The following is a 12,971-nucleotide window of genomic DNA, read 5'->3' as shown; positions in this document are numbered from 1 at the left end:
TTTTCCCTAAAATGTTAAACTATTTATGAAGGAAAGAAGAAGCATTTTCCAATAGAGGTGATGATCATTCGACTTTATGAGGAGTTGCCTATTGATCTCTTACAAGAATTTTATCGAGAGATTCAAAAAAATATTGAAAAAGGGATTCTGTCGGATCGAATGCGCGATGAATTATGTCTAATCAAGAAAGCAGCTGAGAAGAAAGGGCTCTATATACTTGATGAATATCGCAGTACCCGATAGCATAGTGGGATATAGGCTTATTAAAGAAGCTGAAAAGGCGGCCGATTCGTTCTTTTAGCCGCCTAAAATGGAGGTTGTTCAGTGAAGAAGTGGTAACCTATCGCCGCCGGATTCCCTTTTATGTTTGCTTGCGCATGCGATTAAAGTAGAGAAATACTGGAAGCGGGATGACGATAAATCCGAAGCTTTTAAGCAATTGATTCATCGCGCTGTCTTTGGTTCGATCTTTTTCGTCTTGAACCATTTGTTGGTACTCATCCCGCCATTCTGCTTCATCTGCATGCTGCTTTTTGTTGTCCATACTCTTCATTTCTTTAAATTCCGAAAAACTCTGGTAATAGCCGGCAGGGCTCACCAGATCAGAGACCGCCATAAAAATGGAAATCCCGCCTCCTATCGTCATCATCAACGTGGCGAATAAGACTAAATAAATATAAACGTGCTTCAACACATTTTCTCTCCCTTTATCTTTTTGTTTGACTGCATACATCACCATAAAAATAAGAACTACGACAAATACAATGGGCAAGAACGATGCCATAATGAAAAACATATGCCCCTCCTTTAGTTGCTTACTCTCTGCTGAACATAAAAACGGTTCAAAACAGCTACACTTCCCCTCCGAAGATGGCGACATTTTGTCTCAGCAGCAAACTCCCGCCTGTTCCATTTCAAGACGGTCTGCATATATCCGAGTACCTCCCCGCTATCTTTGGATGCGCTTCAAGTTCATTCGTGCCGTCCCTGTCAAAATCAATCGGATATAGCCCCGATAAAGGATTGACCCAGCCTTCAATCATTCCTGTTATATAGTTCAGACAAATAGTTTTTCCCCTTATAAGCAAGGTCAAAAATATACTTTTCTTTAAGAATTCCTCTCTTGATGGATAAAACGCCAATGCGGCGTTAATCGTTTGCAGCGCTTCATTTATCCATCCAGCTCTTGCCTGGGTTTCATCCAGGCCGTGCCAGTAATACAGGTGATTCATTTCCTGTATTTTGGCGCAGTAAAAACGGATCGTATTTCCGGCTACATGTCCACGTTCTCCCCACCTGCCTCGTTGTTCCATTGACAAATTATATGCGGGGAAGTTGAATTATAGTTTCAAAGAAGGTTTTAATATAATTTTTTCCTTCTAAAAAAATCAGGCAATTCATCCATTGACAAATCATCTCACACCCTCTATAGTTAATTACATAAGTAATTAACCAACATAGTAACCAGGGAGGAAGTGGAACGTTGATAGATGACAGCCGTCCTATTTACGTGCAAATTGCTGAACGAATCGAAAATGACATCATCGAAGGCGGGCTGCTCGAAGAATCACAGGTTCCTTCAACGAATCAGTTTGCGTCCTTTTATCAGATCAATCCGGCGACTGCAGGAAAGGGAGTGAATCTGCTGGTAGACCAGGGAATTTTGTACAAAAAGCGAGGTGTAGGCATGTTTGTCGCTACAGGCGCCCGTGAGAAATTAATCAAAAAGCGGAGAGAACTTTTTTTTGAGCAGTATGTGGTGTCAATGATCCATGAGGCCGAAAAGCTTGGCATCACTAGAGAGGAATTAACAAAAATGATTCAAAAAGGAGACAAAATCGATGAATAAAGTGATCGAAGTGAATCATCTGACAAAGTCGTATGGCCATCACACCGTCGTTCATGATGTCAATTTTTCACTCGAAGCGGGAAAAATCTATGGCTTGCTTGGCAGAAACGGTGCCGGCAAAACGACGGTCATGAAAATGATCACAGCCCAGCTTTTCCCAACAAGTGGGGAAATTAAAGTGTTTGGCGAAAACCCTTATGAGAACCGCTCAGTATTAAACCAGGTTTGTTTTATTAAAGAAAGCCAGAAGTACCCGGACATTTTCCGCATTGCCGACGTCCTGGATCTTTGCTCATCATTTTTCCCTAACTGGGACCGGGAGTATGCTGACTCTCTTATTGAAGATTTCAGGCTTCCAGTAAAACGCAGAATCAAAAAGCTGTCGCGCGGGATGCTTTCTTCTGTTGGTATCGTCGTTGGGCTTGCAAGCCGGGCGCCGCTTACTATTTTTGATGAACCTTATTTAGGGCTTGATGCGGTCGCTAGAAGCATTTTTTACGACCGATTGTTAGAGGATTATGGAACGCATCCACGGACCATCATCTTATCGACCCATTTAATTGACGAAGTGAGCAAAATGCTGGAGCATGTGCTCGTCATCGACGATGGAAGGCTGATGATTAATGAGGAAGCGGAAGCTATTCGCAGACGGGCATTTAGCGTCGCTGGCCCTTCTAAAAAGGTAGATGCTTTTACGGTTGGAAGAGAGACATTAAGCCGTGAAGCGATCGGCGGCATGGCCCAGGCGATTGTAATGGGAGACTTGAACTCCAAAACTCGTTCGCAAGCTAAAGAGCTTGGATTGGAAATCAACCCGGTTTCCATGCAGCAGCTAATCATCCACCTGACCAATCACAATTCACAAAGAAAGGCGGCGATCAATCAATGAATCCAGTATTGAAAATGCATATGAAGTACAAATTGATCTGGATGATCTTGCCATGGACCACTCTGCTTTTCAGCTTTGCGGTGAATCTATTGATCGCCGTCCTCGTCAATGATAAAGGCGGGCTATATACCGGAGGCGTGGCATCTATTTTCATCTTCATGTTTGTCGCAGGCATTACCATCCCGATCCAGACCTTTCCATTTTCTCTGGGATTAAGCGTCAGGAGAAAAGACTATTTTCTTGGTATGATGGCCGTCAGTTTGATCGTAAGCGCCATTTCAGCCGCCATTCTTTCCATATTTTCTTTCATTGAAAGCGACCTGACGGGAGGCTGGGGATACAAGATCCACTTTTTTAGCTTGCTGAATGCTTTTAACACGAATATCATCTGGCAGTTCGGGATTTTCTTTATTTTGCTGACACATATGTGTCTATCCGGGTTTATTATCTACAGCATCTACCAACGGTTCGGCCGAAGCGGAATGTTATGGTTATTCGTTTTGTTAGTTCTGCTTCTTACCGTTTTAAGTCTTCTTTTCACGTATTTCCAATGGTGGATTCCTATCTTCCAATGGATCGCCCATCACCCGAACCTGCTTGTTTTATGGATCTTGCTTGCCAGCTGCATTTATGCGGCCCTATCGTATTTGTTCCTTCGAAAGGCGACGATCTAAGAGCCTGCGATTGAAATCGCTCAATAACTCTAGTATATTTTTGGCTGATTCCGTGCGTGGTGACCATCTGGCCGCCACGCCGGCATTACAAGTAGAGTTACGTTTTTAGGCGGGATCACAACGTGGGATAAAGTTTTGTATCATGCTGCAAGTAGCGAATGAATTGATTATTTTCTACATCCTGAAAAAATTCACCTCTCGATCAGCAACCAGCACTTCATGTTTGTCGTTTTGCACAGCCATCAACACTCAAGCTTTCAGGCACTCTATCAAAATCGTTACGAACCGTCGGATGCAAATATGGCTACGGGGATCAAAAAAAACGAAAAAGAAGGATGTAAGAATGTTGTCCGAATCAACATATTCTTACATCCCATTTTCATTGGTTAGCCGCCCTTTCATTTAGCTTAAGAATGGGGACTTCCGGCTTGTTTAAACATTATATAGCAACCGCACTTTCCTTTTTGTATTCAACTTTCCGATAAACAAGCGCAAACACCATCGATGGGATGGTACATAGAATCATCCCGAGAAAGGCGTATCTTGGCTCAATTTCGTATAAAAAGCCGCCAAAAATCGTAAGAACTGCAGTGCTCCAGCTTAGTGCCAGCGCCGAATAGACGCCCTGCGCTTTCGGAATTTGCGCATGCGGTATATTTTGGATTAAGTATTTCATAAACGCATAATGCCCCATTGCAAATGAGCAGGCATGCAAGGTTTGCGCGATACTGAAAACGATGACATTTGGAAAAGCAAATACTGCAATCCAGCGCACTGTTGAACCAAATGCCGCCAGTGCCAACAAGGAACCTACTGAAAATTGATGAAAGAACCGGTCTGCGATGAAGAAAAAAATGATTTCTGCGATCACGGCAATGTTAATAATCACTCCAATTAAATAGACCGGCGCATGGATTTCTTGCAAGAAAATATAGCCATAACTGTAATAAGAAGCGTGGGCCGCTTGTAGCAATATGACAATAATCAGTACCAGGCCAAAGTGTTTGATATGAAATAATTTCAGCATGCCGCCTTTTTTTTGTTGATCTCTTTGCGGTTTCTCGGATAAAACATCGGGTGCGCGCATAAAGCCAAGACCCATGAATGCCAATGTGCCGAATAGAAGCGCCCATACAATCACTTTATCCCCAAATGCCCCTGTAAAGACGGTTAAGATCATGCCGGCGACGACAAACCCGATGGATCCCCACGAACGGCTTTTCCCGTAGTCCCGCAATTGATTGCTTTGGACAAGGACGCCCGCTGCGCTGTCTAAAGCAGGCATCAACGTCGGGTAAAAGAAATGCAAAAGCAACGTTGCCATAAGCAAGCTAGCAAAGGAATCTGCCGGAACGCAGCAAACAATAGCGCCAAGCGTGCCGATGGCCATCACATTCAATAACGTCTTACTGCTGAACTTCCCTGAAAAATAAGGGAACGCAACTAATGTGGCAATGCCTCTGGCAACCAGGCCCAGGCTCATGATCAAACTCGCCTGGGACACCGTAATTCCTTTTGCATGAATCATCCATCCAGTCCAATAAGGCAGAAAAATGCCCCATGTGATATAAAAGCTAAAAAACTGTCTGCTCATCCAATGTTGTGTGTTCATTCCGTATCCCCCCATTGTTTGCATGATATCATGGAGAAACGTACAATAATATGAGATATCTCCTATTTTTGAGGTGGGCCATGAAAATTTATAAAAAGGAGAAAAGGCAGCGCTATTTGGATGAACACTCCATTAGCCATTTGTTTTCTTTTCCGGTTGAAGAGTTCATTCAAGTGCATGAATACGGGCGCGGTGAATGGATCATTCAAGAAGGTATGCGGCCGGATTTTTTATTTTATGTCATTGAAGGAAGAGCAAAGATTTATGTGACGCATCAAAATGGGAAAGTTTCTTTAATTAATTTTATTCATGCGAATGATTTTATCGGGGAAATGGAATTAGTTAATGAAGTGTACTACACAAAAGGAATACAGGCTTCTACGAAGACCGTTTGCTTTGCTCTCCCTTTTCGCCACTATCGCACGCGAATGCTAGAAGACGCGACATTCTTGCGAGAACTCACCAAGTTTTTAAGTATAAAAGCAACCTATATGGCTGGAAAGTATTCACAAAGTCTCGCCTTCCCGCTTGAGAACCGGCTTGCGGATTTTATTTTGCAAACCGCAGATGAAGGGGTCTATAAGGAAAAGCACGTGACCGTTTGCGATTTTTTAGGCGTCTCCTATCGGCATTTATTGCATGTACTTGCCCAATTTTGTGAGAAAGGGTATTTGAAAAAGGAAGGGCGCCACTATCGCATTGAGCAGCACTGCCCGTTAGTTAAATTGGCGGAGAAATTAACGAATTTTAGTCATCAATGAAGCAGTTCTCCAGGAAGTGGCCTTGAGATCGCTTCTATCGGACAAATTTTACTCTCCGGGCATGAAAAATGTCCTTGAGAACACTTCTATCGTACAAAATTTGGTCTCCGGGTATGAAAAGTGGCCTTGAGATTGCTTCTATCGGACAAATTTTGCTCTCCGGGCATGTAAAGTGTCCTTGAGATCGCTTCTATCGGACTAATTTTGCTCTCAGGACGTGAAAAATGTCCTTGAGATCGCTTCTATCGGACTAATTTTGCTCTCTGGACGTGAAAAGTGTCCTTGAGATCGCTTCTATCGGACTAATTTTGCTCTCAGGACGTGAAAAATGTCCTTGAGAACACTTCTATCGGACAAATTTTGCTCTCCGGGCATGTAAAGTGTTCTTGAGAACACTTCTATCGGACAAATTTTGCTCTCCGGGCATGTAAAGTGTTCTTGAGATCGCTTCTATTGGACAAATTTTACTCTCCGGGCATGAAAAGTGTCCTTGAGATCGCTTCTATCGGACAAAATTTACTCTCCGGGCATGAAAAGCGTCCTTGAGATTGCTTCTATCGGACAAATTTTACTCTCCGGGCATGAAAAGTGTCCTTGAGATCGCTTCTATCGGACAAAATTTGGTCTCCGGGCGTGAAAAATGTCCTTGAGATCGCTTCTATCGGACAAAATTTGGTCTCCGGGCATGAAAAGTGGCCTTGAGATTGCTTCTATCGGACAAAATTTGGTCTCCGGGCATGAAAAGTGGCCTTGAGAACACTTCTATCGGACAAATTTTACTCTCAGGACGTGAAAAATGTCCTTGAGATTGCTTCTATCGGACATTTTCAGATCCCCAAACGTGAAAAGTGTCCTTGAGGCTGCTTCTGCTGGACAATTTCAGATCCCGCGGTATAAAAAAGGCCTCTACCGTCAATAAATCCCCACTAAATAAGCAATGAAGTTTTATCATTTCCTAATCGAAAGACAAAAGGGCTGCCGCGGAAAAAAGTCCGGGCAGCCATTTTTTATTTCTTTGCTTTTTTTACAGTCGTTTTCGTTGCCTTGCTTGTATTTCCGGCTGAATCTTTTGCCGTAACATAAAGAACAGATCCGGCTTTTTGCTTTTTAATCGCTACTTTGAACATTCCTTTTGAGTCAGCTTGTTTTGTGCCAATTGTCTTCCCTTTATATTTTACAATGACGCTTGCTTTCGCTTCTGTTTTTCCCGTGACAGTGGTGTCTCTGTCGTCAACCGTATTGACTTTCGGGGCATGGGGCGGCGTTTTGTCTTTTACAGTCACTTTAGCCGCTTGTCCTTCACGGTTCCATACGTCCGTCGCTGTCACATAAAGTGTTGTTCCGGCTTTTTGTTTGGCAATTTTTACTTTGAATTCGCCTTTACTGTTGGCTTTTGCCGTGGCGATCACTTTTTTCGCCGCATTTCTGACTTTTACAACGGCATTTCCGACCGTTTTCCCGGTTACCGTTTGGTCACGGTCGCTAACCGTGTTCACTTTCGGCTTGGCCGGCGGCTGATTTTTTTGAACGGCGATTTTTGCCGACGTCATTGCTTTTTGGTCAGGGCTTTGAGCGAATACATGAAGAACTTCATTCGCTTTTTGATACTTGATCGCCACTTTAAAATGGCCATCGGCGCCCGCTTTTGCGGAACCAAGTGTTTTGCTTTTACTTTTTACCGTAATCAGCGTTCCTGGCTTCGCTGATCCAGTGACAAAGGCATCCGTATCTTTTATTTCGTTCACTTTAAAGTTCAATTCAACCATGCTCACTGCTTTAAAAGCGTTCAATCGTCCCCAGCCCGAGGCAAGGTCAAATCCCGGAGGTGCCTTAAATGGACTGCCGTCCTCATAATCGCCTTGTGCAACCTCATCGACTGCAACATCGTTTGTTGTCAGCGTTAAAATGCGCTCCACTTCACCCGGGGTCAGTTTCGGGTTTTCCGCTAACAGTAATCCTGCCACTGCGGCAACATGAGGCGTTGCCATGGAAGTGCCGTCAAGATAGGTGACATTGCCGTTTGGTAAAAGGCTCGGAATGGACGCTCCCGGAGCCACTACATCCAATTGCGGCCCATAATTTGAAAAATCCGCAACAATGTCCAGTTGATTCGTAGCTCCAACGGCGATTGCGTATTTTGATGAAGCTGGATAGCCTACCATGTTTGTTCCTTCATTACCACTTGCCGCGACGACCGTCACATTTTTGGATGCCGCGTATTTCAACATCGATTCGATGACCCTGCTTGGAGTTCCTCCGAGGCTCAGGTTGATCACTTTCGCTCCATGGTCGACCGCATACTTGATTCCCATGGCGATTTGATCTGTACCTCCACTTCCAGAGCTGTCCAACACTTTGACAGGCATAATTTTCGCTTTCGGGTGAATTCCTGCCATAGAATAGCCGTTATCGCTTTCTGCCGCTATAATCCCGGCGACATGCGTACCATGGCCATTGTCATCATTCGCGTCATTCGTAGGAATGCGAGGAATGAAATTTTTTCCAAGATTGGTGTCCACTTTGCCTTTCAAATCAGTAAGTGTGGCGTCCACCCCTGTATCGACAACAGCGATTAACGTTTCATTCAATTTTCTTTGGTGGATGAGGGACTGGAGCTTTTCATATTGAATGTCAGCACCTTGTTTCCCAAACCCTCCATTGTTCTTTAGCGCCCATTGATAATCATATTGGACATCTGTTGAATATTGATGGTATTGATACACAGGCTCTGCAAACTCTACTTCTGGCAGCCTGTCCAATTTCGCCGCCTGCATCTGGCTATTGTTATTTACGTTCATGACGTAAAGATTGCCTGCGACTTCATCTTTGGCATGTAAAGCGGTGATGTTTGTCGATTGAATGTTGTATGATTTTGCTTTTTTGTTTAAGGAGCTAATGGATGCCCCTTCTTTCAGTTTGACGATCACCCGGTTTTGCGCGTAGTCTTTAACAACGAGTCCTGCCTGGTCAAGAACGGCTGACAATTTCTTCCCTTTCAAGTGGGCGATGTCAACTTGTTCTGCTATGGCTTGAATCTCCTTTTTCGCCGACTCTGGCGCATAGTCCATTACAATCCCATATAATTCATTGATCGCTTTTGCATCTTTTTCAGTCAGTACATAATCCGTTTTGTCGCCTGATTTAACCAATTCATTAAATACAGGCTTCAGTTGAACAAGATTGTTGTAAACCGCTTCTCTTGCATCCTTGTGTACGATCATTTTCACGGCTATGTATGGAGCCATTTTATAATATAAATCGGTTAGTTTCTTCCCTTGCTCTGTTTTTGCCAGCAGACCGTCCCGCACGATGCGTAGCTGGTCCACTAACGCTTTGCCTGATTTTCCTTTTCCGGCACTTAATTCAACAGGGCATTCCCCTTCATCTCCAAGGTCTTCGGAAGGAGGGAGCTTGACGCCATCAAACTTGAGGGAATAAGAAGCGCTGGACGGTTGATCAGAATTGCCTGGAGCTCCGTTTTCCTCTTCATCGCCAGTACCTGCATACTCCACCTTAATATAGTATGGCCCTTCCCAGGCATAAGGCAAATCAACCTCGGATGTATTGTTTTCATCGATCATGCTTCGGTATTTACTAAATGTGATGTCTTTTTTTGCACGTTCCGCATCCGGGTAAACAGACATTACAATGCCGAGATCACCCGATACTTTTATTCTCATATGCGTATCTTTGAAGACATCCTCTTTATGAGGGGTAATTTTGTACCAGTGAATTTGTCCGGGTTCCGAAAACTTCCCTTCTACCGCCTGTCCTTTTTGCAACTCAGTCGTCTCATCGGCAGAATCCCCGCTTGCGAATGAAACCTTTGGCTGGATCAGGCTTACGCATAACGCTATTATCAAAAATAGCGCGGCGATACCCTTGAATCTTTTTTTCCTCATGAACAAACCTCCTATCCTTTGTATTCAATTTCCTATCATATTACAAAACTAGCATTTTTTGAAGTGACATTTCTCCTGTTTTTTTGGATAATTGCTCTAATGATGGATTTCTTTTTCACATTCCTAATAGGTGTTCAATTTACATTCAGAGATTAACATTTAAGTTTTTCGTGAGTATTTTGATAGAAAACGTTATCAGCCAAGATTTTGTTATCGCGTGTTAAACTAGAGTTAACTTAGATGCGAGGGGTGTTTCAATGAAAAAAATCAGGTTAGGCGGCAGTGATGTTAAAGCAGGAGAAATTTCACTTGGCTGTATGCGGATGAGTGAGCTTTCTTTAAAAGACGCGGCTTATGTCATTGAGAATGCAATGGAAGCCGGTGTGGACTTATTCGACCATGCGGATATTTACGGCGGCGGCAAATCGGAGGAAGTGTTCGCCCGGGCAATCGGCATGAACGACGATATCCGCGAAAAAATGATCATCCAGACAAAGTGCGGGATTCGAAAAGGGTTCTTTGATTTTTCGAAGGAACATATTCTTGAATCGGTTGACGGAAGCCTTCGTCGCTTGCAAACCGATTACATCGACATTTTGCTGCTTCACCGCCCGGATGCATTGTTCGAACCGGAAGAAGTGGCTGAAGCTTTTTCTATTCTGAAGGAAAGCGGCAAAGTCCGTTATTTTGGCGTCAGCAACCAGAATCCGCTACAAATGGAATTATTGAGGAGGCACTTGAAGCAAGACATCATCATCAACCAGCTGCAACTTAGCATTGTACATACCCCAATGATCGATGCCGGCCTCAATGTAAACATGATGCATGATCCTGCCATTGTCCGGGACGGCGGTGCTCTCGATTATTGCCGTTTGAACAATATCACCGTCCAGGCATGGTCGCCGTTCCAGCATGGGATGATCGAAGGGCCGTTTATCGGCAACAAGGATTTCCCTGAAGTGAATGCCAGGCTACAGGAACTTGCCGAGAAAAAAGGCGTCACCGATTCCGCAATCGCGATCGCATGGATTTTGCGCCATCCGGCAAACATCCAGCCCGTTGTCGGGACGATGAATCCAAAACGGCTAAAAGACATCGCCAAAGCCTCGGACATCGAACTGACGAGAAAAGAGTGGTATGAACTTTATCTCGCAGCGGGAAACAAGCTGCCTTAGAATAGGAAAATAAAGGGAAGTGGCATTCTTGGACCGCTTTCCTTTTTCTTTTTATGGAAAAATTTTACTTGAACATGATTTTAGTACTACCCCTTCAGCTTCAAGAGGATAAGAAGACGGAACCAAAAACAGGATCAAATTTCTCTAGTGTGATGCTATTTTCATAGCATTTGGACAATAGACAGTTAATTTACGACAATAAAAAGATACCATCGGACAAAAAGTAGCCTCAGTCGGACAATAAATTTAGTATTTTGTACACTTATTTGTCCAAAAGTAAGATGTTATTGTCTCAACCGGATGACTTATTGTCCAAATAAGAGCACTTATTGTCCGCGAGTGAAATCATTTTAAATGATGAAACAATTCGTGAATCGTTTTTCCTCATTTCACAGCTCTAACGAAGTGTTCTTAAAATAACGAATGTCTTATTACTAACGTGGCACTAGAACGCCATGCAAAACAACCTCTTCCTAAAAAACTCCCCCCAAATTCTATAGGGGGGAGTCCATTCAAGCTTTAAACTGATTTTCAAACTACGATAAACATTGTCCCTTTGTCATATCTTACTCTCATCATAACGAAATATTCTGCGCTGCATTTATTGGCCATTTTCATTTCGCATATAGAATGGAGGAATGCTTAATAGGCAATTTTGCAGGCAACTGGCCGCACTAAGTTCCTCCCTTGTCCGTTGTTAAAGCGGCGGGTTTTCTACCCCTAAATGAACCCAATCTTCTTTTGGCGGTCCATAAACCCCGAAAGGTTTTAACCCCGCCTGGCGAATGAGAATGGTTGCTTGTCCCCGGTGATGGACAATATGTTTAATTAGCCCCATCAATATTGAAGCGTTGGTTTCTTCCCTTCCAAATGCATTTTGAACCTGCTTCAAAGTCTCATCTTCCCACTGTTGTTCAATGGCTTGAGCTGCCTGGGCACTTACCTTTTTAAAGGTTTCAGAAATTTCTTTAGCTGAAGTTGGGACATTATCCGCATGATCAACTTTCTCTACCTTCAACCCAAAATGAGCTAGATATTCTGGAATGTTGGTGGTAAAGTGCCAGACGATCCTTCCTAAAGTGCGTCCCTCATGATAAACTGGCTGTTTTAATGATTCATCTGTCAAACCATCTAAAACGTTTTGGGTCAGTTTGGCTTCCTTGTTCCATTCCTTAATAAAGTCTGAAATCGTTACATACATGTAGAAATTCCTCCAATTCAAGAGAGTAATTTAATTGTATCAAATTTTCTATTGATAGATTCATCCCAGGGCATTTCTTATTTTTTTACATCAATTAATTTAAAGCGTTCACAAACTAATAACATATCTTCGGAAAATTCAAGTCCTACTTTTGCTAATTCTTTAGTAAAGAAGTTTTCGTGAGTTTCTTTCCAATATTGATACGTTCGATCTCCTTCGCCTTCTGCAATTGCAAACTCCTCAGGAACTTCATTCATTGGCATGATTTTCACATCAGTCGTTTTTATTATCGCTGCAGGTTCGTCTTGACTAGTTAAAATTACGCTATAATCTCCAACAGAAGGCAGTGGCTCGCTTTCCATCTCATAAAAAATTAACCCGGAACATGTCGCTGTTTTCACACCATCTATTACCAATTGCGCTAATTGGTCTGGACTTGCTCCAAATTGCCACGCACTTACTGATTTTGGTTTTTCTTGGCCTTGAGACTTCCAAAATTCATCCCAATAGATTTGTGCTGCCTGGTTCATATTAATCCTCCTTTGTAAAAACGTTTCTTTAAGCTATGTTTTTCCGCTCATTTTTTCGTTTCGAACAAGTTCATATTCTTTTCTTCATGATAGGCGTTCTCTGCATTCTCTTTTATGAAAAAGGACTTCGAATACCGCGCGAAAGACATTTATAACGTACTTTTTAAAAGAGCCGCACCTTTATTTAGAATAGTGAGGCCATAACCAGAATGAACCGCCCATGGCCTTATTTTTTTCGGGCTACAATTCCCGCACCTTTAAAACCGGCAGCATAACTGTAGTCTGGTGGATACTTCGACACACGGGAAATAAATCTTTCTTTTATTATAAATAGATTCCCAAAAACTCCCTTAAAATATCTGTTGAAACCCTCTTTCA

General features: G+C 43.0%; 10 protein-coding genes and 1 pseudogene. 5 read left to right on the top strand and 6 right to left on the bottom strand.

The features are described from left to right. Positions 1 to 361 precede the first annotated feature (361 nt). Both WD019_RS18240 and WD019_RS18235 read right to left on the bottom strand, forming a co-directional pair. On the bottom strand, positions 362 to 796 hold the full coding sequence (locus WD019_RS18240) for a hypothetical protein (RefSeq protein WP_425712386.1): 435 nt from the start codon (positions 794 to 796) through the stop codon (positions 362 to 364). 55 nt (positions 797 to 851) lie between these two features. Beyond that, positions 852 to 1,107: pseudogene (locus WD019_RS18235) on the bottom strand (VCBS repeat-containing protein); the annotation flags it as partial. Between the two features lie 379 nt (positions 1,108 to 1,486). Between WD019_RS18235 and WD019_RS18230 the strand changes: the two are divergent. From WD019_RS18230 to WD019_RS18220, 3 genes are read left to right on the top strand one after another with little or no spacing between them, the layout of a single operon-like run. Further along, the gene (locus WD019_RS18230) at positions 1,487 to 1,849 is read left to right on the top strand and encodes a GntR family transcriptional regulator (RefSeq protein ID WP_026678909.1); all 363 of its coding nucleotides are present in this window, start codon (positions 1,487 to 1,489) and stop codon (positions 1,847 to 1,849) included. Beyond that, complete coding sequence (locus WD019_RS18225; RefSeq protein ID WP_425712385.1) at positions 1,842 to 2,738, top strand: ABC transporter ATP-binding protein; 897 nt, start codon at positions 1,842 to 1,844, stop codon at positions 2,736 to 2,738. Before WD019_RS18230 ends, WD019_RS18225 begins: the two co-directional genes overlap by 8 nt. After that, positions 2,735 to 3,412 (top strand): hypothetical protein, encoded by a 678-nt coding sequence (locus tag WD019_RS18220; protein WP_425712384.1) that lies wholly within the window; start codon positions 2,735 to 2,737, stop codon positions 3,410 to 3,412. Before WD019_RS18225 ends, WD019_RS18220 begins: the two co-directional genes overlap by 4 nt. 439 nt (positions 3,413 to 3,851) lie before the next feature. Here WD019_RS18220 and WD019_RS18215 read toward each other — a convergent pair whose 3' ends face one another. Beyond that, positions 3,852 to 5,024, bottom strand: a complete 1,173-nt coding sequence (locus WD019_RS18215) for an MFS transporter (protein ID WP_425712383.1) — start codon at positions 5,022 to 5,024, stop codon at positions 3,852 to 3,854. An 80-nt stretch (positions 5,025 to 5,104) separates the two neighbouring features. Between WD019_RS18215 and yeiL the strand changes: the two genes are divergently transcribed. Beyond that, positions 5,105 to 5,785 carry a transcriptional regulator YeiL gene (gene yeiL / locus WD019_RS18210; protein ID WP_425712382.1) on the top strand — a complete coding sequence of 227 codons (681 nt, stop codon included), beginning with the start codon at positions 5,105 to 5,107 and terminating at the stop codon, positions 5,783 to 5,785. Positions 5,786 to 6,792: 1,007 nt separating this feature from the next. Here the strand turns inward: yeiL and WD019_RS18205 are convergent. Beyond that, the gene (locus tag WD019_RS18205) at positions 6,793 to 9,687 is read right to left on the bottom strand and encodes a S8 family serine peptidase (protein ID WP_425712381.1); all 2,895 of its coding nucleotides are present in this window, start codon (positions 9,685 to 9,687) and stop codon (positions 6,793 to 6,795) included. Between the two features lie 257 nt (positions 9,688 to 9,944). On the opposite strand from WD019_RS18205, the gene WD019_RS18200 reads away from it, so the two are divergent. Then, positions 9,945 to 10,862, top strand: a complete 918-nt coding sequence (locus WD019_RS18200) for an aldo/keto reductase (protein ID WP_026678904.1) — start codon at positions 9,945 to 9,947, stop codon at positions 10,860 to 10,862. A gap of 697 nt (positions 10,863 to 11,559) precedes the next feature. On the opposite strand, the gene WD019_RS18195 is transcribed toward WD019_RS18200, so the two are convergent. Together WD019_RS18195 and WD019_RS18190 are read right to left on the bottom strand one after the other, a co-directional pair. Then, the gene (locus WD019_RS18195; RefSeq protein ID WP_425712380.1) at positions 11,560 to 12,063 is read right to left on the bottom strand and encodes a DinB family protein; all 504 of its coding nucleotides are present in this window, start codon (positions 12,061 to 12,063) and stop codon (positions 11,560 to 11,562) included. A 77-nt stretch (positions 12,064 to 12,140) separates the two neighbouring features. Then, a complete protein-coding gene (locus WD019_RS18190; protein ID WP_425712379.1) occupies positions 12,141 to 12,593 on the bottom strand; it encodes an ASCH domain-containing protein in 453 nt (150 codons plus the stop codon). Positions 12,594 to 12,971 lie beyond the last annotated feature (378 nt).

This window comes from Fictibacillus sp. Mic-4 (genome assembly GCF_049843615.1).
Taxonomy (GTDB): Bacteria; Bacillota; Bacilli; order Bacillales; family Fictibacillaceae; genus Fictibacillus_A; species Fictibacillus_A gelatini.
This window is presented reverse-complemented; position numbering and strand designations above follow the sequence as displayed.

Bases quoted from the DNA above. Each gene is read 5' to 3' on its own strand.
- WD019_RS18190 (WP_425712379.1), bottom strand. From the start codon at position 12,593: ATGAACCAGGCAGCACAAATCTATTGGGATGAATTTTGGAAGTCTCAA.
- yeiL (WP_425712382.1), top strand. From the start codon at position 5,105: ATGAAAATTTATAAAAAGGAGAAAAGGCAGCGCTATTTGGATGAACAC.
- WD019_RS18205 (WP_425712381.1), bottom strand. From the start codon at position 9,687: ATGAGGAAAAAAAGATTCAAGGGTATCGCCGCGCTATTTTTGATAATA.
- WD019_RS18200 (WP_026678904.1), top strand. From the start codon at position 9,945: ATGAAAAAAATCAGGTTAGGCGGCAGTGATGTTAAAGCAGGAGAAATT.
- WD019_RS18215 (WP_425712383.1), bottom strand. From the start codon at position 5,024: ATGAACACACAACATTGGATGAGCAGACAGTTTTTTAGCTTTTATATC.
- WD019_RS18220 (WP_425712384.1), top strand. From the start codon at position 2,735: ATGAATCCAGTATTGAAAATGCATATGAAGTACAAATTGATCTGGATG.
- WD019_RS18225 (WP_425712385.1), top strand. From the start codon at position 1,842: ATGAATAAAGTGATCGAAGTGAATCATCTGACAAAGTCGTATGGCCAT.
- WD019_RS18195 (WP_425712380.1), bottom strand. From the start codon at position 12,063: ATGTATGTAACGATTTCAGACTTTATTAAGGAATGGAACAAGGAAGCC.
- WD019_RS18240 (WP_425712386.1), bottom strand. From the start codon at position 796: ATGTTTTTCATTATGGCATCGTTCTTGCCCATTGTATTTGTCGTAGTT.